Origin of the sequence: Paeniroseomonas aquatica, from assembly GCF_030409335.1 — a bacterium.
GTDB lineage: Bacteria > Pseudomonadota > Alphaproteobacteria > Acetobacterales > Acetobacteraceae > Belnapia > Belnapia aquatica.
In genome coordinates this window covers 66798-87351 of record NZ_JAUFPN010000038.1, presented here as the reverse complement: position 1 = coordinate 87351, position 20554 = coordinate 66798, and the positions used below count along the sequence as shown (strand labels likewise).

At 72.3% G+C, this 20554-nt stretch carries 20 protein-coding genes; 14 read left to right on the top strand and 6 right to left on the bottom strand.

Features of this window, described 5'->3' with window-relative positions; translation table 11 throughout:
* Positions 1-17: 17 nt before the first annotated feature.
* Positions 18-1115: an acyl-CoA dehydrogenase family protein gene (locus QWZ14_RS04750; protein WP_290315419.1), complete on the bottom strand. Its 1098-nt coding sequence runs from the start codon at positions 1113-1115 to the stop codon at positions 18-20.
* A 1-nt stretch (position 1116) separates the two neighbouring features.
* Complete coding sequence (locus QWZ14_RS04745; protein ID WP_290315417.1) at positions 1117-2334, bottom strand: acyl-CoA dehydrogenase family protein; 1218 nt, start codon at positions 2332-2334, stop codon at positions 1117-1119.
* A 440-nt stretch (positions 2335-2774) separates the two neighbouring features.
* On the opposite strand from QWZ14_RS04745, the gene QWZ14_RS04740 reads away from it, so the two are divergent.
* From QWZ14_RS04740 to QWZ14_RS04695, 10 genes are read left to right on the top strand one after another with little or no spacing between them, the layout of a single operon-like run.
* The gene (locus QWZ14_RS04740; RefSeq protein ID WP_290315416.1) at positions 2775-3551 is read left to right on the top strand and encodes an enoyl-CoA hydratase/isomerase family protein; all 777 of its coding nucleotides are present in this window, start codon (positions 2775-2777) and stop codon (positions 3549-3551) included.
* 1 nt (position 3552) lies between these two features.
* Positions 3553-4347: an SDR family oxidoreductase gene (locus QWZ14_RS04735; RefSeq protein ID WP_290315415.1), complete on the top strand. Its 795-nt coding sequence runs from the start codon at positions 3553-3555 to the stop codon at positions 4345-4347.
* A 22-nt stretch (positions 4348-4369) separates the two neighbouring features.
* Positions 4370-5182 (top strand): enoyl-CoA hydratase/isomerase family protein, encoded by an 813-nt coding sequence (locus QWZ14_RS04730; RefSeq protein WP_290315414.1) that lies wholly within the window; start codon positions 4370-4372, stop codon positions 5180-5182.
* A gap of 21 nt (positions 5183-5203) precedes the next feature.
* A complete protein-coding gene (locus tag QWZ14_RS04725) occupies positions 5204-5620 on the top strand; it encodes a Zn-ribbon domain-containing OB-fold protein (RefSeq protein ID WP_290315413.1) in 417 nt (138 codons plus the stop codon).
* A 3-nt stretch (positions 5621-5623) separates the two neighbouring features.
* Complete coding sequence (locus tag QWZ14_RS04720; RefSeq protein WP_290315412.1) at positions 5624-6766, top strand: acyl-CoA dehydrogenase family protein; 1143 nt, start codon at positions 5624-5626, stop codon at positions 6764-6766.
* 37 nt (positions 6767-6803) lie between these two features.
* Positions 6804-7982 carry a thiolase C-terminal domain-containing protein gene (locus QWZ14_RS04715; protein WP_290315411.1) on the top strand — a complete coding sequence of 393 codons (1179 nt, stop codon included), beginning with the start codon at positions 6804-6806 and terminating at the stop codon, positions 7980-7982.
* A 13-nt stretch (positions 7983-7995) separates the two neighbouring features.
* A complete protein-coding gene (locus tag QWZ14_RS04710; RefSeq protein WP_099096133.1) occupies positions 7996-8463 on the top strand; it encodes a MaoC/PaaZ C-terminal domain-containing protein in 468 nt (155 codons plus the stop codon).
* Positions 8464-8470: 7 nt separating this feature from the next.
* Positions 8471-9460 (top strand): NAD(P)H-dependent flavin oxidoreductase, encoded by a 990-nt coding sequence (locus QWZ14_RS04705; protein WP_211847618.1) that lies wholly within the window; start codon positions 8471-8473, stop codon positions 9458-9460.
* A gap of 5 nt (positions 9461-9465) precedes the next feature.
* Complete coding sequence (locus QWZ14_RS04700; RefSeq protein ID WP_290315410.1) at positions 9466-10617, top strand: acyl-CoA dehydrogenase family protein; 1152 nt, start codon at positions 9466-9468, stop codon at positions 10615-10617.
* A gap of 19 nt (positions 10618-10636) precedes the next feature.
* Positions 10637-11140: a TRAP transporter small permease gene (locus QWZ14_RS04695; protein ID WP_290315409.1), complete on the top strand. Its 504-nt coding sequence runs from the start codon at positions 10637-10639 to the stop codon at positions 11138-11140.
* A gap of 32 nt (positions 11141-11172) precedes the next feature.
* Here the strand turns inward: QWZ14_RS04695 and QWZ14_RS04690 are convergent, their stop codons facing one another.
* Complete coding sequence (locus QWZ14_RS04690; protein ID WP_290315408.1) at positions 11173-12717, bottom strand: class I adenylate-forming enzyme family protein; 1545 nt, start codon at positions 12715-12717, stop codon at positions 11173-11175.
* 92 nt (positions 12718-12809) lie between these two features.
* Here QWZ14_RS04690 and QWZ14_RS04685 point away from each other — a divergent pair, with 92 nt between their 5' ends.
* From QWZ14_RS04685 to QWZ14_RS04670, 4 genes are read left to right on the top strand one after another with little or no spacing between them, the layout of a single operon-like run.
* Entirely contained in the window at positions 12810-13781 is a 972-nt protein-coding gene (locus tag QWZ14_RS04685) for a Bug family tripartite tricarboxylate transporter substrate binding protein (protein ID WP_290315407.1), read from the top strand.
* Between the two features lie 50 nt (positions 13782-13831).
* A complete protein-coding gene (locus QWZ14_RS04680; protein ID WP_290315406.1) occupies positions 13832-15142 on the top strand; it encodes a TRAP transporter large permease in 1311 nt (436 codons plus the stop codon).
* Positions 15143-15192: 50 nt separating this feature from the next.
* Complete coding sequence (locus tag QWZ14_RS04675) at positions 15193-16320, top strand: C4-dicarboxylate TRAP transporter substrate-binding protein (protein WP_290315405.1); 1128 nt, start codon at positions 15193-15195, stop codon at positions 16318-16320.
* A 14-nt stretch (positions 16321-16334) separates the two neighbouring features.
* A complete protein-coding gene (locus tag QWZ14_RS04670; RefSeq protein ID WP_290315404.1) occupies positions 16335-17516 on the top strand; it encodes a CaiB/BaiF CoA transferase family protein in 1182 nt (393 codons plus the stop codon).
* A 146-nt stretch (positions 17517-17662) separates the two neighbouring features.
* On the opposite strand, the gene QWZ14_RS04665 is transcribed toward QWZ14_RS04670, so the two are convergent.
* The 3 genes from QWZ14_RS04665 to QWZ14_RS04655 are packed head-to-tail and all read right to left on the bottom strand — an operon-like array spanning position 17663 to position 20551.
* Complete coding sequence (locus QWZ14_RS04665) at positions 17663-18586, bottom strand: electron transfer flavoprotein subunit alpha/FixB family protein (protein WP_290315403.1); 924 nt, start codon at positions 18584-18586, stop codon at positions 17663-17665.
* Positions 18587-18588: 2 nt separating this feature from the next.
* Positions 18589-19338 (bottom strand): electron transfer flavoprotein subunit beta/FixA family protein, encoded by a 750-nt coding sequence (locus QWZ14_RS04660; RefSeq protein ID WP_290315402.1) that lies wholly within the window; start codon positions 19336-19338, stop codon positions 18589-18591.
* A gap of 46 nt (positions 19339-19384) precedes the next feature.
* The gene (locus QWZ14_RS04655; protein ID WP_290315401.1) at positions 19385-20551 is read right to left on the bottom strand and encodes an acyl-CoA dehydrogenase family protein; all 1167 of its coding nucleotides are present in this window, start codon (positions 20549-20551) and stop codon (positions 19385-19387) included.
* Between the last annotated feature and the right edge of the window lie 3 nt (positions 20552-20554).

Here is a 20554-nt window from a genome sequence, read left to right as displayed (position 1 = left end):
TTCGCGGAAATGCAGGCTCAGGCGGCGATCCAGCCCTGCGCCACCGCCGCGTCGTGCCGGCAGCGCTCGGGCCCCCCGAGGGCCTGCCGGTCGAAAGTGATGCGCTTGAACTGGTAGTGCAGCCCGAGCAGGTCGGTGAAACCCATGCCGCCATGCACCTCGGTCGCCAGCCGCGCGACCTCGCGCCCGACCTCGGCCAGATGGGCCTTGGCGTGGGAGGCGGCCATAGCGGCTTCCTCCGGCACCGCGTCCTGCGCGTAGGCGGCATACCACACCATGGCGCGGCACGGCTCGAGCATGGTCGCCATGTCGGCGCACATGTACTTCACGCCCTGGAAGCTGCCGATGACGCGGCCGAATTGCACCCGCTCATTGGCATAGGCCACGGCGCGGTCGAGCATGTTCTGCGCGGCGCCGAGCGTGTCGGCTGCCAGCACCACCCGCCCCGCGTCGCGCACCCGCCGCGCCGCGGCGAGCGGATCGTTCGAGGATTGCAGCAGCGCCACCGGCGCCGCCCCGGCGAGGTCGAGGTCCACCAGCGCGCGGGTGCGGTCCACGCTCCGCCGCAGCGTGGCGGTGACGCCCGGGGCGCCGGCCTCGATCAGCGCGGCGCGGCCATCGGGCAGGTAGGCGAGGAAATGGGTGGCGTCGCCGCCATCCATCAGCCCGTCCAGCGCGCCGGACAGGCGCCCGCCCTCAAGGCGCAGCGCCGCCCGGCCGGTCTGCCCCGCCAGCCCCGCGAAGCCGAGGCCGATGCGCGCCTGCCCCGCGGCGATGCGCGGCAGCCACTGGCGCTGCTGCTCGGCGTCGCCGGCGCTGCGGAAGGCCTGCACGGCCATCACCAGCGCCGCCGCGAAGGGCGCGGGCGCGGCGTGGTAGCCGAGCGCCTCGGCCGCCAGCGCGGCGTCGAGCATGCCGAGCCCGGCCCCGCCATGCTCCTCGGGCACCAGCAGCCCGTGCAGGCCGAGCTCGCCGAGGCCGCGCCACAGCTCGGCATCGAAGCCGGTGCCGGGCTCGGCGAGGCGGCGCAGCGCGTCGAGCGGCAGCCGGTCGGCGAGGAAGCCGCGCAGCGAGCGGCCGAACAGTCCCTGGTCTTCCGTCAATCCGAACCGCATCTCAGTTCCTCCCCGCCGGCACCGCCGCCTTGGGCTCGCGCGGCAGGCCGAGGCCGCGCTCGCCGATGATGTTCTTCTGGATGTTCGACGACCCGCCGCCGATGATGAGGCCGATGTCGTACATGTAGTCGATCTGCCAGGTGGTGGCGGGATCGTCCTCGGCCACTTCGCCCTGCGGTTCGTAGAGCAGGCCGGTGCTGCCCATGACGTCGAGTGCCAGCGAGGCGAGCCGGTGCCCGAGCATGGTGCCGTGATACTTCACGATGAAGCGCCCGAGGCCCGAATCCACCCCTTCGGCGGTTTCCGTCAGCAGGCGCATGTTGTGGTTGCGCGCCGCGATCACCTCGCCCTGTAGGCGCAGCAGGCGGTCGCGCCATTCCGCGCGGTCGAGCAGGCGCGCGCCGTCGGCGCCCGGCTGCTCCATCATGCGGCGGATCGCCTCGAGCCGCTGCTGCAGCTTGTTGGGATCGCCGAGCAGCATCCGCTCATACTTGAGCGTGACGTTGGCGACGTGCCAGCCGTCGCCGCGGCCCATGACGATCTGGTCCACCGGCACGCGCACGTCGGTGAAGAAGGTCTCGTTGAACTCGGCGCGGCCGGTCATGGTCCGCAGCGGGCGCACCTCGATCCCCGGCGTGTTCATCGGCAGCAGCAGGTAGGACAGGCCGGCATGCTTCGACTTGTCGGGCTCGGTGCGGCAGAGCAGGAACATCATGTCGGCGAAATGCGCCGAGCTGGTCCAGATCTTCTGGCCGTTGATGACGAAATGCCCGTCCTCGACCGCGGCGCGGGTCTGCGCGGCGGCGAGGTCGGAGCCCGAGCCGGGCTCCGAATAGCCCTGGCACCAGATGACCTCGCCGCGGATGGTCGGACCGATCCAGCGCCGCTTCTGCTCCTCGGTGCCGACCTCGAGCAGCGTCGGCACCAGCATGCTGATGCCCTGGTTGTGGATGCCTGGCGAGATGCCGGCGCGGCTGAAGGCATCGGCGATGATCGCCAGTTCGATGACGTCGTGCGGCGCGCCGAAGCCGCCGTATTCGCGCGGGATGGTGCGCGCGAAATAGCCGTGCTCGAGCAGCAGCGCCTGCCAGTCCAGCGCCTTGCGGTCGGGCCGCTTGCGCCCGCCGCCCGGGCGCGGTGCGGCGTCGCGATGCGCGGCGATGAAGGCATCGACCTCGTCGCGCAGCGCGCGGTGTTTCGGGGTCAGCGTCAAATCCATGGAGTTCCTCCGCTCATTGTTCCAGTCCGCGTGCCGGACCGCCGCCCCGCACGCCGCATCCCGTCCCGCCCGGGCGGCGCCGGCCTGCCATCGCCCCCGGCGCCATGCGCGCGGCCCGTCTTGCGCGGCGTGCCTTGCGCGCGGCGTGCCAGCGTCCTCGCGGCATCGATGCGACGGCGCGGCAGTATCACGCCGCGCCATCGCGCGCGCAACCCCCGGGGCGCGATGGCGCGCTGCGCGCGGCGCGGACATCATGTCCGCGACGCCGACAATGCGGGAGGCGCGAAGGCATGCGATGGCCCGGATGCGGCGGCCAGCGCCGCTGGCACATGCATTGCTGCGTTCATCCCCGGAGGCATGGCGCGCGCCGCGACGGCGACGTCCTGCACCGCGGGAGGAACAGCCATGCGCCAAGATCAGCGCGATGGAGGCGGCGCGCCATGAGCGCGGAGGGTGTCGTGCTCGAACGCGACGGCGCCGTGGCGGTGCTGCGGCTGTGCCGGCCCGACCGGCTCAACGCGCTCTCCGCGGCGATGCGCCACGCCATCGCCGCGCGGCTGCGCGAGGTCGCCGCCGACCCCGGCATCGCCGTGCTGCTGCTGCGCGGGGAGGGCCGCGCCTTCTGCGCCGGCGCCGATCTCGACGACATGCCCGAGGATCCCTTCGCCTGGCGCGAGCGCATCCTGCTCGCGCAGGCGCAGCACCTCGCGCTGATCCGCATGGACAAGGTCGTGGTCGCGGCGGTGCAGGGCGCGGCCTTCGGCGGCGGCGCCTCGCTCGCGCTCGCCGCCGACATCCTGCTACTCGCCGAGGATGCGCGGCTCGGCTTTCCCTTCGTGCATCTGGGCATCGTGCCCGATGGCGGCGCCGCCTTCCTGCTGCAGGCGCGCCTCGGCGGCGCGGTCGCGCTCGACCTGCTGCTGACCGGCGGCACCCTGCCGGCCGAGGAGGCGCGGCGGCTCGGCCTGACGCGGCGGGTGGCGCCGGTGGCCGGCTTCGACGCCGCGGCGCTGGCGCTGGCGCAGGAGGTCGCGGCGCTGCCGCGCGAGGCGCTGGCGCTGACCAAGTCGCTGTGCCGCCAGCGCTGGGGCCAGGGCCTCGACAATGCGCTGGCGCATGAGGCGGACGCCTTCGCCCTCGCCACCACCACCGCCTCGCACCGCGCCGCGCTGGCCGCCGCCCGCCGGCGGCAATCCGCGCCGCGCAAGGGATCCTGACATGCTCGCCGGCACCGCCTTCGCGCCCGGGCTGCTCGCCGACCAGGTGGCCTTCGTCACCGGCGGCGGCAGCGGCATCGGCTTCGCCATCGCCTCCGCCTATGCCCGGCTCGGCGCGCGGGTGGTGATCGCCAGCCGCAGGCAGGCGACGCTCGATGCCGCGGCGGCGCGCCTCGCCGCCGAGGGCGCGGAGGTCGCCGCCTTCCAGGCTGATGTGCGCTCCTACGAGCAGGTGCACGAGGCGGTGACGCGCACGGTCGAACGCTTCGGCGCGCTCGACATCCTGGTGAACAACGCCGCCGGCAACTTCTTCTGCCCCACCGCCGGCCTGTCGGCCAATGGCTGGAAGACGGTGGTGGACATCGACCTCAACGGCACCTTCCATTGCTGCCGCGCCGCCTATGCCGCTCTCAAGGCGTCGCGCGGCGGCGGGCGGATCATCAGCATCATCACCATGAACGCGCTGTCGGGCTGGCCGGGGGCGGCCCATGCAGCGGCGGCCAAGGCGGGCATCCTCTCGCTCAGCCGCAGCCTGGCGGTGGAATGGGGGCCGGACGGCATCCGCAGCAACACCATCTCGCCCGGGCCGATCGCCGACACCGAAGGGGTGCGCCGGCTCTACGAGGACCGCGGGGTGGCGGAGCTGGAGCGCCGGCGCACCGCGCTCGGCCGCTTCGGGCGGACCGAGGATGTCGCCCATGCCGCGGTGTTCCTCGCCTCGCCGCTCGCCGCCTATGTGACCGGGGAGAACCTCGTCGTCGATGGCGGGCGCTGGCTGAAGCATGTCGCGGCGTAACGCGGACAGGGAGGGCAAGGCCATGAGCACCGATCCGGCCGGGGAGCTGGTCAGGCGGCGGCGCGAGGGCGCGGTGCTGGTGCTGCGGCTCGACAATCCGAAGAACCGCAACGGGCTCGACGAGCCGATGCGCGTCGCGCTCGGCGCCGCGGTCGAGGAAGCCGAAGCCGACCCCGCCGTGCGCGCGGTCTATCTCACCGGCGCGGGGCCGAGCTTCTGCGCCGGCGGCGACCTGCGGATGCTGCGCGAGGCCAGCGCTCCCTGGCCGGTGCATCGCCGCTTCCGCCGCCTCGGCCGCTGGCTGGTGCCGCTGATGACGCTCGAGAAGCCGGTGGTGATCGGCGTCAACGGCCATGCGGTGGGTGGCGGGATGGGCCTCGCGCTCACCGGCGACCGGCTGATCGCCGCCGAGGGCGCGGTGTTCATGGCCGGCTTCTTCCGCCTCGGCGCGATTCCCGACATCGGCATGATGTACACGCTGCCGCGGCTGATCGGCATGGCGCGCGCCAAGGATTTCCTGTTCGGCGGCGGCAGCCTGACGGCGGCCGAGGCGCTGGCGATCGGCCTGGTCGGCCGCGTGGTGCCCGATGCCGAACTCGACGCGGCGGGACTCGCCGAGGCGCAGCGCCTCGCTTCCGGTCCGGCGGAGGTGATGGGCCTCGCCAAGATCCTGATGGCGCGCAGCTTCGAGAGCAGCCTCGACGAGATGTTCGCCTATGAGGGGCTGGGCCAGGCGCTGGCCATGTCCAACCCCGAGTTCCGCGAGGGGCTGGCGGCGATGCTCGACCGCCGGCCCGCCGATTTCCCGGCCGCCGCCGCCGCGGCGCGCCGCTGAGCCCGACAGGAACCCGAGAGCATGACCGAAACGCTGCCGAGCCCCGTCGTCAACGCCGATTCCGCCCCCTACTGGCAGGGCGCGCGGGAGGGGCGGCTGCTGATCCGCCGCTGCGATGCCTGCGGCCAGACGCATTTCATGCCGCGCCATTTGTGCCCCGCCTGCTGGTCCGCCGCCCTGCGCTGGGTCGAGGCCACGGGCCGCGGCACGGTGCACAGCTTCACGATCATCCGCCGCGCGCCGCTTGCCGCCTTCGCCCCGCGCGTGCCCTATGTGGTGGCGCTGATCGACCTTGAGGAAGGCCCGCGCATGATGGCCAACATCCTCGGCGATGATGCGCTCGACACGGCGATCGGCGATGCCGTCGCGGTCTGCTTCGAGGATCGCGGCGAGGGCGCCGCCGTGCCGCAGTTCCGCCGCGCCGGCGGCCGGGGCTGAGCGATGGATTTCGCCCCCACCGAGGAGCAGCGGCTGCTGCGCGAGAGTGCGGCCGCCTTCGTCCGCCGCCACTGCCCGCGCGAGGCGGTGCGCCGCTGGGACCGCGAAGGCGAGTTCCCCGAGACGCTGCACGCGGCGATGGTCGAGGCCGGCTTCCCGGCGATGGTGGTGCCCGCCGCCCATGGCGGCCTCGGCAGCCCGATGCAGGATTGCGCCATCGTCTATGAGGAGCTCGCCCGCCCGTCGATGGACATCGCCTCGCGCATCGCGCTGATCGCCTGGGGGGCGGCGATCCTCGGCGACTTCGCGTCCGAGGAGATGCGGCGCGCGATGCTGCCGCGGGTGGCGCGCGGGGAGGCCAAGCTCTCCTTCAGCCTGACCGAGCCGCAATCGGGTTCGGACGCGGCGTCCCTGCGGACCCGCGCGCGGCGCGACGGCGGCGACTGGGTGGTGAGCGGGCAGAAGCTGTTCTCCACCGGCGCCCATGCCAGGGACAACCACATCATCCTGGTGGCGCGCACCGATCCGGACGCGCCGAAGCACAAGGGCATCTCGCTGCTGCTGGTGCCCAACGACGCGCCCGGCATCACCATGCGCCGGCTCGACACGGTTGGGCGGCACATCATCGGGCTGAACGAGATCTACTTCGACGAGGTGCGGCTGCCCGGCTCGGCCCTGATCGGGGAGGCGAACCAGGGCTGGCGCTACGTCACCCGCCACCTGGAGCGCGAGCGCATCACCATCGCCGCCTACAATCTCGGCTGCGCGCTGGCGACGCTGGAGGATGCGGTGGCCTATGCGCGCGAGCGCGAGCAGTTCGGCCAGCCGATCGGGCGCTTCCAGGCGCTTGCCCATGCGCTGGCGGACGCGGCGACCGAGGTGGAGGCGGCGCGCTGGCTGACCGCGCTGGCCGCCTGGCGCTACGACCAGGGGCTGCCCTGCGCGCGGGAGGCGAGCATGGCGAAGCTGCATGCGTCGGAGATGCTGGTGCGGCTGACCACGCTCGGGATGCAGGTGCTGGGCGGGCATGCCTACACCTATGACCACGACATGCAGCGCTACTGGCGCGATGCGCGCAATTCCACGGTGGGCGGCGGGACCTCGCAGATCCAGCGCCAGCTGATCGCGCGGGAGATCGGGTTGTGAACGGCGCGACGGGACGCCGCGGCAAGGAAGCGGGAAGATGAGCGAGACGAGCCTGCGGAACCGGGTGGCGATCGTCGGCGTCGGCGAATCCGACATCGGCAAGGTGCCGGCCATGACCGGACTCGGGCTGAATGCCCAGGCGGCGAAGCGCGCGCTGGACGATGCCGGTCTGAAGCCGTCGGACATCGACGGGCTGCTGACCGCCTATTCCTTCACCGAGCCCTATTTCATGCTGGGTTCGGTGCTGTGCGAGTATCTCGGCCTGCAGCCGCGCTTCAACGCCTCCCTCGTGGTGGGCGGGGCGACGCCGGCGGTGATGCTGAAGCACGCCGCCGAGGCGATCGTCGCCGGCCAGGCCGAGGTGGTGCTGGTGACCGCCGGCGAGAACCGCGCCACCGGCCAGAGCCGCGACCAGGCGGTGGCGGCGCTGACCGCGGTCGGCCACCCGTATTTCGAGCAGCCCTACGGATCCTCGATCCCCGGCTTCTACGCCATGATCGCGCGCCGCCACATGCTGGAATACGGCACCACGCGCGAGCAGATGGCCGAGGTGGCCGCGACCACGCGCCGGCACGCGCTGCTGCACCCCAACGCCCACATGAAGGCCCCGCTGACGCGCGAGCAGGTGCTCGCGGCCAAGCCGATCGCCGATCCGCTCGGCATGCTCGATTGCTGCCTGATCTCCGATGCCGGGGGCGCCTTCATCGTCACCTCGGCCGAGCGGGCGGCCGACCTGCGCGCGAAGCCGGCCTACCTGCTCGGCATCGGCGAGTTCCACACGCATGAGCACATCATGTGCGCGCCGAGCCTGACCGAGTTCGGCGCGACGCGCTCGGGGGCTGCGGCCTATCGCATGGCCGGGCTCGGCCCGGCGGACATCGACGTGGCCGAGCTGTACGACTGCTTCAGCATCGTGCCGATCATCGAGGCCGAGGAGCTCGGGCTCTGCCCGCGCGGCGAGGGCGGCCGCTACTGGCTCGACGGGCGGGCGGCGATCGGCGGCGGCGCGGTGCCGGTGAACACCCATGGCGGCATGCTCTCCCACGCCCATGCGGGCGCGGCGGGCGGGCTGTTCGGCATCGTCGAGGCGGTGCGCCAGCTGCGCGGCGGCCTCGGCGCGCGGCAGGTGGAAGGCGCCGAGATCGCGCTGGTGCACAATGAGGGCGGCATCCTGTCCTCGCACTGCACGATGCTGCTCGGCAAGGACAAGGCGTGAGGAGGAACGGAGCATGACCACCGCAGGCAAGCCGCGCGGGATGTATTTCGAGGATTTCGAGATCGGCCAGGAGCTGACGACGCCGGCGCGCACCATCACCTCCACCGACATCGTCAACTTCGCCTGCCTGTCGGGCGACTTCAACGAGGTCCACACCAATTTCGAGTATTGCCGCACCACCCAGTTCGGCGAGCCGATCGCCCATGGGCCGCTGGTCTATGCGGTGATGGGCGGCCTCACCTACGCCAGCGGCATCAATGACGGCACGCTGCTCGCGCTGCTGCAGATCGACGGCTGGAAGATGCTCTCCCCGGTCAAGCACGGCGACACCATCCGGATGGTAGCGAAGGTGGTGGCGAAGAAGGAATCGAGCAAGCCGGACCGCGGCACGGTCACGCTCGACCGGCGCTGCGTGAAGCAGGACGGCACGGTGGCGCAGGAGATGCGCGCCACCCTGCTCTATCGCCGCCGGCCGGGCTGAGCGCGCGATGAACGGCGCCGCCGACCGGATGGAGACGCGCGCGACGCGCGTGCTCGGCATCCGCTACCCGATCGTGCAGGGCGGGCTCGCGCGCGTTGCGCGGGCGGAGCTGGCGGCGGCGGTCTCGGCGGCCGGCGGCCTCGGCCAGATCGCCATGGCCGGGCTGCACCAGCCCGAGCTGCTGCGCGCCGAGATCCGCAAGGCCAAGGCGCTGACCTCGGCGCCCTTCGCGGTGAACTTCCCGATCGGGCGGATCGACATCTCGGCGCTGGTGGATCTCTCGGTCGAGGAAGGCGTGCCGGTGCTCTCCTTCACCGCGGGCAATCCGCGGCCCTGGATCGACCGGCTGGCGGGCACCGGCACCCGCACCCTGGTGCTGGTGGCCGGCGCCGAGCAGGCGCGCAAGGCGGAACAGGCCGGCGCCGACGTGGTGGCGACGGTGGGCTACGAGGGCGGCGGCCATCTCGGCCGTTCGGACCTGACGACGATGGTGGCGGTGCCGATGGTGGTCGATGCCGTCGGCATCCCGGTGCTGGCGAGCGGGGGCATCGTGGACGGGCGCGGCCTGGCCGCGGCGCTGGCGCTCGGCGCGGACGGGATCGAGCTCGGCACGCGCTTCGTCGCCACCCGCGAGGCGGCGGCGCATGAACGCTACAAGGCGGCGCTGCTGGCGGCGCAGCCCGAGGACACGCTGGTCATCAAGCAGAGCCTCGGCATGCCCGGCCGGGTGCTGGACAGCGCCTGGACCCGCCGCATCCAGGCGGCGGAGAAGGCGGGGGCGGACCGCGACAGCGTGCTCGCCATGGTGGACTGGGCGGCGAATGAACGCGCCGCGGTCGGCGGCGCGCTCGACGAGGGGCTGGTCTGGGCCGGCCAGGCGGTGGGCCTGATCGACGACCTGCCCCCGGCGGGGGAGGTGGTGGCGCGCATCGTCGCCGGGGCGCGCGCGGCGGCGGGACGCGCGGCGGCGCTGGCGGGCGCGCAGGGGGAAGGATGATGGCGATGCAGGATCCGGGGCGCGATTTCGGCCTGACCGACGAACAGCGCATGATGCGCGACAGCGTGCAGGCGCTGCTCGCCCGCGTGCTGCCGCGCGAGCGCATCCGCGCCCTCGACGAGGCCGGCGAGTTCCCCCTCGAGGCCTATGAGGCGCTGGCGCGGGACGGCTGGCTCGGCCTGCCCTTCCCCACGGCGATCGGCGGCGCAGGCGGCTCGTTCAAGGACCTCGCGGTCTTCGTCGAGGCGGTCTCCTGGCACAGCGCGCAGATGGCCTCGGCCTGGCTGACCACGGCGATCTATGGCGGGCGGCAGCTGCTCGGCGCGTCCGAGGCGCTGAAGGCGGAGATCATGCCGGGCCTGCTGCGCGGCGAGACCCGGCTCGCCTTCTGCCTGACCGAGCCGCATACCGGGTCGGACGCGGCGGCGATCCGCACCCGCGCGGTGCAGGACGGCGACGGCTTCGTCATCACCGGGCAGAAGATCTACATCACCTGCGCCCATGTCGCGCACCACCTCGCGGTGGTGACCAAGACCGAGGCCGATGCCGGCCATCGCGGTATCACCGTGTTCCTGGTGGATGCGCGCAGCCCGGGGCTGACCATCCGGCCGCTGCGCGCACTCGGGCGGCGGATGATCCATGTGAACGAGGTGTTCTTCGACGATGTGCGCGTGCCCGCCGCGCGCATGCTGGGCGGGCGCGGCCAGGGCTGGAGCAACCTGATGCGCGGGCTCAATGTCGAGCGGCTCTGCCTCGCCGCGGCGGCGAGCGGCAACTGCCAGCGCATCATCGACGACGCCCGCGAATTCGCGCTGGACCGCACCGCCTTCGGCCGCCGGATCACCGAGTTCCAGGCGGTGGCGCACAAATTCGCCGACATGCGGATGATGGCCGAGGCGGCGCGCGCCCTGACCTACCGCGCGGCGGAGATGATGGATGCCGGCCTCGACCCGGTGAGCGAGACCACGATCGCCAAGGTCGTGGCGACCGAGAACAACAGCCGCTGCGCCGACATGGGCATCCAGATCATGGGCGGGGCCGGCTACATGATGGACCACGACATGCAGATGTATTTCCGCGACGCGCGCGTGGGCACCATCGGCGGCGGCACCAGCGAGATCATGCGCGGGATCATCGCCCGCCGCATGGGGCTGTGAGCGGCAGCGGGGCGCGGTCATGCGGACCGCCGAAGGCGCGCTCGATGCCGCCACCGCGGCGATGCTGTGGATCGCCGGGGCGGCGCTGCTGCTGATGATGGTCAACGTCACGCTCGACGTGACGCTGAAATTCCTGTTCCGCTGGCCGGTGCCCGGCACGCTCGAGATGGTCTCCTACTACTTCATGGCGGCCGCGGTGTTCTTCCCCTTCGCCCATGTGCAGCGCAAGCGCCACCACATCGCGGTGACGCTGTTCACCGACGCGCTGCCGGCGCCCGCGCGCCGCGGGGTGGAGGCGGCGGCGCTGCTGCTCTCGGCCGTCTATTTGGCCGCCTTCGGCTGGGCCGGCGCCGAGGAGGCGTGGGAGATGACGCAGGTCGGCGAGGCCACCGGCGCGGTCGCGTTCGACGTGCTGATCTGGCCGACGCGCTGGGCGGTGCCGCTCGGCACCTGGTCGATGGCGGCGTGGATGCTGCTGCAGGCCGTGCGCGAGGTGGCGCCGCCCCGGGCGCCGGCGCCGTGACGCGCGCCGCGCCCTGGGCGATGCCCGCCGGTTCAGGCGGGAGGCGGGGACAGCAGCGCCTCCAGCTCGTGGCGGCGGATCTTGCCGGTGGTGCTGCGCGGCAGCGCGGCTTCCTCGATGAAGCGGATCTCCTTGGGCACCTTGTAGCCGGCGATGGCGGCGCGGCAGGCGGCGATCAGCTCGGCCTCGGTCAGTGCCGCGTCGCGGCGGGCGACGAAGGCCACCGGCACCTCCCCCCAGCGGGCGTCGGGGCGGCGCACCACCACCGCCTCGCTCACCCGCGGGGAGGCGAGCAGCACGCGCTCGATCTCGGCCGGGTAGATGTTCTCGCCGCCCGACTTGATGAGGTATTTCACCCGGTCCACGAAATCGAGCGTGCCGTCCGGGTTGCGCCGCATCACGTCGCCCATGTGGAACCAGCCGCCGCGGAAGTCGCGCGCATTGGTCTCGGGCGCGCGCCAGTAGCCGCTGAACAGGCTCGGGCCGCGGAAGGCGACCTCGCCGGGCTCGCCGTCGGGCACCTCGCGGTCCTCGGAGTCCACCAGGCGGATGCGGCAGTAGGAGCTCTGCACCTTCGACAGCCGCGCCGGCGTCGCGCCCACCGGGATGCGGCCGCGGCTGGCCGGGCCGGGGCCGGTCTCGGTCGAGCCGAAGGTGTTGCGGAACGGCGCCTGCAGCCTTTCGGTCAGCTCGGCGATGGCGGCCGGCGCGATCAGGTCGGCCATGGCGCCGACCAGCCGGACCCCGCGCGGGCGCGCGCCGGTGCGGCGCAGTTCCTCGAGCAGCGGCTCGGCGGTGCCGGGCATGACCGAGAGCCAGCCGAGCTCCTCGCGCGCCAGCACCGCGACCAGGGCGGCCGGGTCGAAGCCGTCGTGGATGATGACCTTGCCGCCATGCATCAGCGCCGCCAGCGCGCTGTCGGTCGCGCCCATGTGGAACATCGGCGACCAGGCGACGAAGGTCTCCTCGGGGAAGGCGCTCTGGTCGGCGCGGGCGATGATGGCGCGCGCGGCCATGGCGCGCTGGCTGATCAGCGCGCCCTTCGGCATGCCGGTGGTGCCGCTGGTGTAGAGGATGACGAGGCCGTCCTCCGGCTCGGCGCGGTCGGGCGGCGGCGCGGCGCTTTCGGCGGCCAGCGCCGCCTCGTAGCGCGGGCCGAAGACCAGGCCCGGCAGCGCGCCGCCGCCGGCCTCGGCCAGGCGCGCCTCGAAGCGTTCCGAGACCAGGCACAGGCAAGGGTCGGCGAGGGCGAGGCAATAGGCCAGTTCCTCGCGCGACTGGCGCCAGTTCTGGCAGGCCACGATGGCGCCGAGCGAGGCGGCGGCGAGTTCGGCCTCGACGAATTCGTGCCGGTTCTCCGACAGCACGGCGATGCGCTCGCCGCGCCCGACGCCGCGCGCGGCGAGCGCGCGGGCGAGGCGGTTCACCCGTTCCTCCAGCGCGCCATAGGTCCAGCGCCGGCCATCCTGTTCGAGCGCGACGCGGTCGCGGTGCCGCGCCGCGCGGTCGCGGAACAGGTCCGCGACGGTCAGCGCCGCGGCGCCAAGGATGCCGGGCTCGGCGGGGCTTTCGGTCATGGCGTCCTCCTGCTTCTTCGCGCGCAGGCTGCGGGCGGGGCGATGATGCGTCAACGGGGCGCGCGGCGCGGGCGCGGATGGGGAGAGAGGCGATGAGCGGCATCGGCAGGCGGACAATGCTGGCGGCAGCACTCGGCGCGCCGGCGGCAGCGCGCGCGCAGGAGGCGGCCTGGCCGGCGCGGCCGGTCACGCTCGTCACCGGCTATCCGGCCGGGGCGCTGACCGACACGGCGACGCGCGCGGCGGCCGAGCGGCTGGCGCGCGAGCTCGGCCAGCCGGTGGTGGTGGAGAACCGCACCGGCGCGGCGGCGGCCATCGCCGCCGCCCATGTCGTGCGCGCGCGCCCCGACGGCTACACGCTGCTGATGGGCGCGGCGAGCCTCGCCATCGCGCCGGCGCTGCAGCCGCAGCTGGTGCCGCAGGACCCGCTGCGCGAACTGGCGCCGATCGCGCATTTCTACGACACGCCCTTCATCCTGGTGCTCCACCCCGACGTGCCGGCGGCCGACTTCGCCGGTTTCCTTGACCTTGCGCGGCGCACGCCGGGCGGGCTGACCTTCGGCAGCTCGGGCATCGGCGCGGTGAACCACCTGATGATCGAGATGATCCACCGCGCCTCCGGCGCGCCCTTCGTGCATGTGCCCTATCGCGGCGCGGCGCCGGCGCTGGTGGACCTGACGGCCGGGCGGCTGCCCGCCTTCCTCGCCACGGTGTCGGATGCGGCGCCGCTGCTGGCCGACCGCCGCGCGCGCGCCATCGCCGTCACCGCGCGCGAGCGGATCGCGCTGATGCCCGACCTGCCGGCGATGCAGGAGACGCTGCCCGGCGTGCAGGCGAGTTTCTGGCAGGCGCTTTTCGCCCCGGCGGGCACGCCGCAGCCGATCATCGCGCGCCTTGCCGCGGCAATGCGCGCCGCCACCGCCGATCCCGCCTTCCGCGCCCAGTGGGAAGCGCGCGGGCTGGTGATGGGCCAGGGCGGGCCGGAGGAGCTGCGCGCGCTGCTCGCCGCCGACCTCGCGACCTGGCGATCGCTGATCCGCGAGGCCGGGATCAGAGTGGAGTAGATGCCGCAGCGCCGCCCGCCTCCCTGCCGCCCCCGGCCCGGACCCGCCGCATGACCTCGCTGCAGATCGGCTTCGCCGGGCTCGGCGCCGTCTTCGTGCTGATCGCGCTGCGGGTGCCGATCGGCGTCGCCCTCGGCGGCGTGTCGGTCGTCGGCATCGCGGTGCTGCGGAGCCCGCAGGCGGCGCTCGGCGCGCTCGGCGCGCTGCCCTTCGACTTCGCCGCGCATTGGTCGCTCTCGGCGGTGCCGATGTTCCTGCTGATGGGGGCGGTCGCCTACCACACCGGCATGACCGGCAGCCTGTTCCGCGCCGCGCGGCTGTGGCTGGGCTTCCTGCCGGGCGGGCTCGCGGTCGCCACCAATTTCGCCGCCGCGGGCTTCGCCGCCGCCTCGGGATCCTCGATGGCGACGGCGGCGGCGATGGGCCGGCTCGCCATCCCGGAGATGCTGCGCGCGCGCTACGAGCCCGGCCTCGCCACCGCCGTGGTGGCGGCGAGCGGCACCCTCGGCTCGCTCATCCCGCCGAGCATCCTGATGGTGCTCTACGGCATCTTCGCCGAGCAGCCGATCGGCCGGCTGCTGATCGCGGGCATCGTGCCGGGGCTGCTGACGGCGGCGGTCTATGCGGCGATGATCATCCTGCGCTGCTGGTTGAACCCGGCGCTGGCGCCGCGCGCGGAGGAGCCGGCCGGCTGGGCCGAGCGGCTGGCCGCGCTGCGCCAGGTCTGGCCGATCCCGGTGCTGGTGCTGGCGGTGATCGGCAGCCTCTATGGCGGCGTCGCCACGCCGACCGAGGCGGCGGCGGTCGGCGCGCTCGCCGCCTGCGGCATCGCCGCGCTGCAGGGCCGGATGTCGCGCGCGGCGATGGGCGCGGCGGTGATGGAGGCGCTGGAGGGGACCGCCTCGATCTTCTTCATCGCCATCGGCGCGGTGCTGCTGTCGCGCTTCCTGGCGCTGTCGGGGATGCCGGGCTTCCTTGCCGGGCTGATGGGAAGCTGGGCGGTGGATCCGCTGCTGGTGGTGATCGGCGCCTCGCTGATCTACCTGTTTCTCGGCTGCTTCCTCGATCCGCTCGGGCTGATGCTGCTGACGCTGCCGGTGCTGCTGCCGATGTTCCAGGCGCTCAACCTCGACCTGGTGTGGATCGGCGTGCTGGTCATCAAGTATCTCGAGATCGGCCTGCTGACGCCGCCGGTGGGGATGAACGCCTATGTCGTCAGCGGCATCGTCGGCAAGGAGGTGCCGCTGCCGACGATCTTCCGCGGCCTGCTGTGGTTCCTGGCGGCCGAGGCGGTGATCATGGCGCTGCTGATCGCCTATCCGCAGATTTCGCTCTGGCTGCCGGACCTGATGGGGCGCTGAGGCTGCCGCCCCGCGCGCGACCGGCCATCAACCACAAGGGAGGAACGGAGATGACGAGACGATCGGGACTGACAACCCTGCTGGCCGGCGCCGCGCTGGCGCTGGGCAGCCTGCTGCCGGCCGGCGCATCGGCGCAACAGCGGGCGCTGACCTATTCCAGCTACCTGCCGCCCAGCCACGGCAGCAACCGCGACGGGCTGATCCCGCTGTTCCAGGAGGCGGAGCGCGCGACCGGCGGGTCGCTGCGGATCCAGCTGCACACGGGCGGCTCGCTGGTCGCCGGGCCGGCGACGCTCTCGGCCATCCGCACCGGGCTGGTCGATGGCGGCTTCGTCGTCTCGCTCTACCACCCGAACCAGATCCCGCTGAACACGGCGATGAGCGACCTCGCGCTGCTCGCCGCCGATCCGCTGGCGACGATGGGCGCCATCAACGAGACGGTGCTGCTGAACTGCCCGGACTGCCTGGCCGAGTATCGCCGCAACAACACGGTCTATATCGGCGCCTACTCGACCACGCCATACCGCGTCATGTGCCGCCAGCCGGTTCGCAGCATGGACGACCTGCGCGGGTTGCGGATGCGCGCGGCCGGCAATGTCTATGGCCGCTGGGCGCAGCGCATGGGCGGCGTCGGCGTCAACATCCCCAACGCCGAGGCCTATGAGGCGCTCGAGCGCGGCCAGCTCGACTGCGTCATCGGCTCAGTGGCCTGGCTCGAGACGCTGTCGCTGTGGGATGTGGCGAAGAACGTCGTGGACCTGCCGATGGGGGCGTATTTCGGCGGCGCGCTGATCGCCTTCAACCGCGACAGCTGGAACGGCATCCGCGCCGAGGACCGCGCCGCCTTCCTGCGCCTGGTCCCGCGCGCCCTGGCGCAGGTCGCGGTCGGCTACGTCCGCGACGACGAGACGGTGGAGCGCCGCGCGCGCGAGCGCGGCGTGACCACCTTCCCGCCCGATCCGGCGCTGGCCCGGCTGCTCGAGGACTACAACCGTGACGAGGTCCGCAACGCCATCGCCGTGGCGCGCCAGCGCGGCGCCCGCAACCCGGAGCCGGTGATCGAGGCCTTCCTTGCCAATCTGCGGAAATGGCGCGAGATCGTGCAGCGCACCGGCGTGGACGTGGACCGCTTCGAGCAGGCGCTGCGGACGGAGATCTACGACCGGGCCAGGTTCTGAGGAGGAGGAACGCCATGCCGGCATGGGAGCCGCCCTATCGCGGGCTCAGGGTGCTCGATATCAGCCAGGGGCTCGCGGGGCCGTCCTGCGCCTCGATCCTCGCCCAGCAGGGGGCGGAGGTGATCAAGGTGGAGCCGCCCGCGGGCGACTGGGGCCGCGGCATCGGCTGGGGGCTCGAAGGCAAGTGCGGGCTGTTCATCGCCGGCAACCTCGGCAAGCGGTCCATCGCCATCGACGCGACGCGGCCAAAGGGGCGCGAATTGCTGGCGCGCCTCGCCCAGGGCGTGGACGTGGTGGTGGAGAGCTTCCGCCCCGGCGTCGCGGCGCGGCTCGGCCTCGGCTATGCCGATCTCGCCGCGCGCGATCCGCGGCTCGTCTATGTCTCGGTCAATGGCTACGGGCAGGATGGCCCCTATGAGACGCGGCCCGGATCGGATTCCGTGTTCCAGGCGATGACCGGGCTGATGCGCGTCAACCGCGATGCGAGCGGGACGCCGCGCAAGGTGGGCGTGCTGGTGGCCGACATCTGCACCGGCGTCTATGCGGCGCAGGCGACCGGCGCGGCGCTCTATCGCCGCGCCACCACCGGCAAGGGCGGGCATGTGGAGGCCTCGCTGCTCGAGGCCACCAGCGCCTTCCAGGCCATGGCGGTGGTCGAGGACGAGATCGCCGGCGGCAAGACCGTGCAGCCCGTGGCGGTGCCGGCGGCGACCTACGCGACCGCCGACGGCTATATCAACGTCACCGCGCTGACCGACCCGATGTTCGCCAAGCTCGCCCAGGCGATCGGGCGGACCGACTGGGCGGGGGATGCGTCCCTCGCCAAGATCGCCGGCCGGCTCGAACGGCGCGGCGAGATCGATGCCGGGCTGGCCGCGCTGTTCGCCACCGCGCCGACCGCGCATTGGATCGAGCTGCTGAGCCGCCACGACGTGCTGTGCGGCGCGGTGAACAGCTATGCCGAGATGCGCGCCGATCCGCAGGTGCGCCATTCGCGCATCCTGACGGAGCTGGACCAGGCGCCCTATGGCCGCATCCTTGTGCCCCGGCTGCCCGGGGTGCCGCCGGAAGCCGCGGCCGCGATCCGGCCCGCGCCGGGCATCGGCGAGCACAGCATCGAGGTGCTGGAAGGGCTCGGCGCGACCGGCGCCGAGATCGCCGCGCTGATCGAGGAAGGCATCGTCCTCGCGGGCTGAACCCTGAAACGAGAAACGGGGGGAGAAGGGAACTTCTCCCCCCGTACCCCCCTCAACCTTTCTTGGCACCTGGGAACTGACAGCCGAGGCCGGCGCCAGATGACAAGGAAGGGAGGAGGTTCGGGAGAGGTTCTCCTCCCCCGGCCTTACTTCGCCAGTTCGGCTTCCAGTTCCGGCACCGCCTTAAACAGGTCCGCCACCAGGCCGTAGTCGGCGACCTGGAAGATCGGCGCCTCCTCGTCCTTGTTGATGGCGACGATGACCTTGCTGTCCTTCATGCCGGCCAGGTGCTGGATGGCACCCGAGATGCCGACGGCGATGTAGAGGTCCGGCGCCACGATCTTGCCGGTCTGGCCGACCTGCATGTCGTTCGGCGCATAGCCCGCATCGACCGCGGCGCGCGACGCACCGACGGCCGCGCCCAGGATGTCCGCGACCTTCTCGATGATGGCGAAGTTCTCGGAGGACGCCATGGCCCGACCACCGGAGATGACGATCCGCGCGGCGGTCAGTTCCGGCCGCTCGGACTTCACGATCTCCGCGCCCAGGAAGGTGGACAGGCCGGGATCGGCGGCGGTCGGCGCGGCTTCCACCGAAGCGGAGCCACCCTCGGCCGGCGCCGGGTCGAAGGACGCGGCGCGCACCGTGATCACCTTCTTCGCATCCGACGACTTCACCGTGGCCAACGCATTGCCCGCATAGATCGGGCGGATGAAGGTATCGGCATCGACCACGCCCGAGATGTCGGACAGGATCTGCACGTCGAGCAGCGCCGCGACACGCGGCATCACGTTCTTGCCCGAGGCCGAGGCCGGGGCCAGCAGGTGCGAATACCCCGGCGCCATCGCCACCAGAAGGGCGGCCAGGGGTTCGGCCAGCACCGGCGCTTCCGCACCGGTCAGCACCTTCGCTACGCCGGCGATCTTCGCGGCGGCGGGCGCTGCCGCGGCGGCACCTTCGCCTACCAGCAGCACATGGACGTCCCCGAGCGCCGCGGCGGCCGCGACCGTGCTGCGCGTGGGCTGGGTGATGCCGCCATCCTTGTGGTCGGCGAGAACGAGCACGGCCATGGTCAGATCACCTTCGCTTCGTTGCGCAGCTTCTCGACGAGCTCCTGCACCGAGCCCACCTTCTTGCCGGCCTGGCGCTTCGCCGGCTCCTCGACCTTCAGCACGCTCAGCCGCGGCGTCACATCAACGCCCAGATCGGCCGGCTTCACCGTCTCGATCGGCTTCTTGCGCGCCTTCATGATGTTGGGCAGCGAGGCGTAGCGCGGCTCGTTCAGCCGCAGGTCGGTGGTCACGATCGCGGGAAGCTTCAGCGACACCGTCTCGAGCCCGCCATCGACCTCACGCGTCACCTTCAGGGTCTCGCCATCCTTCTCGATCTTGGACGCGAAGGTGCCCTGGCCCCAGCCGAGCAGCGCGGCCAGCATCTGGCCGGTCGCGCTCATGTCGTCGTCGATCGCCTGCTTGCCCAGGATGACCAGCGCCGGGCCTTCCTTGGCGACGATCGCCTTGAGGATCTTGGCCACCGCGAGCGGTTCCAGCACGCCGTCATGCTCGACCAGGATGCCGCGATCGGCCCCCATGGCGAGCGCGGTGCGGATCTGTTCCTGCGCGGCGGACGGGCCGGCGGAGACGGCGATGATCTCCGTCGCCACGCCCTTTTCCTTCAGGCGCACGGCTTCTTCCACCGCGATCTCGTCGAACGGGTTCATCGACATCTTGACGTTCGCCGTCTCGACGCCCGACCCGTCCGCCTTGACACGGACCTTCACGTTGTAATCGACCACCCGCTTGACGGGGACAAGGACCTTCATCGGCATCTTCCTGGTTTGCTCAAGGGGCCGCCCTGCGGCGGCGCGTTCAGTAGGATTTCGGCAGCCCGAGCACGCGCTCGGCGACGAAGCTGAGGATGAGCTGCGGGCTCACCGGGGCGATGCGCGGGATCATGCTCTCGCGCAGGTAGCGCTCGACGTGATACTCCTTCGCGTAGCCGAAGCCGCCATGGGTCATCACCGCCTGCTGGCATGCCTTGAAGCCGGCCTCGGCGGCGAGGTATTTCGCCGCGTTCGCCTGCGCCCCGCATTCGAGCCCGCTATCGTAGCGCCAGGCGGCGTTCATCGTCATCAGCCGCGCCGCCTCGAGCTCCATCCAGCATTCGGCGAGCGGATGCTGGATCGCCTGATTCTGGCCGATCGGGCGCCCGAACACCACGCGGTCCTTGGCATAGGCGGCGGCGCGCGACACCGCGAGATGACCGAGGCCCGCCGCCTCTGCGGCGATCAGGATGCGCTCGGGGTTCATGCCGTGCAGGATGTAGCGGAAGCCCTGCCCTTCCTCGCCGATGCGGTCCTCGACCGGAATCTCGAGCCCGTCGATGAACACCTGGTTGGAATCGACCGCCTTGCGGCCCATCTTCTCGATCTCGCGCACCTCGATGCGGCTGCGGTCGAAGTCGGTGTAGAACAGCGACAGCCCCTCGGTGCGCTTGCGCGCCTGCTCAGCCGGGGTGGTGCGCGCCAGCAGCAGCATCTTCTCGGCGACCTGCGCCGTGCTGATCCATACCTTCTGGCCATGCACCACATAGCGGTCCCCGCGCCGCTCGGCGCGGGTCTTGAGCTGGGTGGTGTCGAGGCCGGTATTGGGCTCGGTCACGGCGAAGCAGGCCCGCTCGCGCCCCTCGATCAGCGGCGGCAGCATCCGCTGCTTCTGTTCCTCGGTGCCGAACACCACGACCGGCTGCAGCCCGAAGATGTTCATGTGGATGGCCGAGGCGCCGCTCATGCCCGCGCCGGATTGCGCGATGGTCTGCATCATCAGCGCCGCCTCGGTGATGCCGAGGCCGGCGCCGCCCACATCCTCGGGCATGCAGACGCCGAGCCAGCCGCCTTTCGCGAGCGCCTGGTGCAGCTCGGTCGGGAAGCCGCCCTGGCGGTCGCGCATTAGCCAGTAGTCGTCGCCGAGATCGGCGCAGATGCGCCCGATGGCCTCCTGCAGCGCCTCGTGCTGCGGTGTCAGAGCGAAATCCACGAC

Bases quoted from the DNA above. Each gene is read 5' to 3' on its own strand.
- QWZ14_RS04680 (WP_290315406.1), top strand. From the start codon at position 13,832: ATGACCTCGCTGCAGATCGGCTTCGCCGGGCTCGGCGCCGTCTTCGTG.
- QWZ14_RS04750 (WP_290315419.1), bottom strand. From the start codon at position 1,115: ATGCGGTTCGGATTGACGGAAGACCAGGGACTGTTCGGCCGCTCGCTG.
- QWZ14_RS04660 (WP_290315402.1), bottom strand. From the start codon at position 19,338: ATGAAGGTCCTTGTCCCCGTCAAGCGGGTGGTCGATTACAACGTGAAG.
- QWZ14_RS04725 (WP_290315413.1), top strand. From the start codon at position 5,204: ATGACCGAAACGCTGCCGAGCCCCGTCGTCAACGCCGATTCCGCCCCC.
- QWZ14_RS04700 (WP_290315410.1), top strand. From the start codon at position 9,466: ATGCAGGATCCGGGGCGCGATTTCGGCCTGACCGACGAACAGCGCATG.
- QWZ14_RS04740 (WP_290315416.1), top strand. From the start codon at position 2,775: ATGAGCGCGGAGGGTGTCGTGCTCGAACGCGACGGCGCCGTGGCGGTG.
- QWZ14_RS04705 (WP_211847618.1), top strand. From the start codon at position 8,471: ATGAACGGCGCCGCCGACCGGATGGAGACGCGCGCGACGCGCGTGCTC.
- QWZ14_RS04710 (WP_099096133.1), top strand. From the start codon at position 7,996: ATGACCACCGCAGGCAAGCCGCGCGGGATGTATTTCGAGGATTTCGAG.
- QWZ14_RS04665 (WP_290315403.1), bottom strand. From the start codon at position 18,586: ATGGCCGTGCTCGTTCTCGCCGACCACAAGGATGGCGGCATCACCCAG.
- QWZ14_RS04715 (WP_290315411.1), top strand. From the start codon at position 6,804: ATGAGCGAGACGAGCCTGCGGAACCGGGTGGCGATCGTCGGCGTCGGC.
- QWZ14_RS04685 (WP_290315407.1), top strand. From the start codon at position 12,810: ATGAGCGGCATCGGCAGGCGGACAATGCTGGCGGCAGCACTCGGCGCG.
- QWZ14_RS04720 (WP_290315412.1), top strand. From the start codon at position 5,624: ATGGATTTCGCCCCCACCGAGGAGCAGCGGCTGCTGCGCGAGAGTGCG.
- QWZ14_RS04735 (WP_290315415.1), top strand. From the start codon at position 3,553: ATGCTCGCCGGCACCGCCTTCGCGCCCGGGCTGCTCGCCGACCAGGTG.
- QWZ14_RS04690 (WP_290315408.1), bottom strand. From the start codon at position 12,717: ATGACCGAAAGCCCCGCCGAGCCCGGCATCCTTGGCGCCGCGGCGCTG.
- QWZ14_RS04695 (WP_290315409.1), top strand. From the start codon at position 10,637: ATGCGGACCGCCGAAGGCGCGCTCGATGCCGCCACCGCGGCGATGCTG.
- QWZ14_RS04730 (WP_290315414.1), top strand. From the start codon at position 4,370: ATGAGCACCGATCCGGCCGGGGAGCTGGTCAGGCGGCGGCGCGAGGGC.
- QWZ14_RS04670 (WP_290315404.1), top strand. From the start codon at position 16,335: ATGCCGGCATGGGAGCCGCCCTATCGCGGGCTCAGGGTGCTCGATATC.
- QWZ14_RS04745 (WP_290315417.1), bottom strand. From the start codon at position 2,334: ATGGATTTGACGCTGACCCCGAAACACCGCGCGCTGCGCGACGAGGTC.
- QWZ14_RS04675 (WP_290315405.1), top strand. From the start codon at position 15,193: ATGACGAGACGATCGGGACTGACAACCCTGCTGGCCGGCGCCGCGCTG.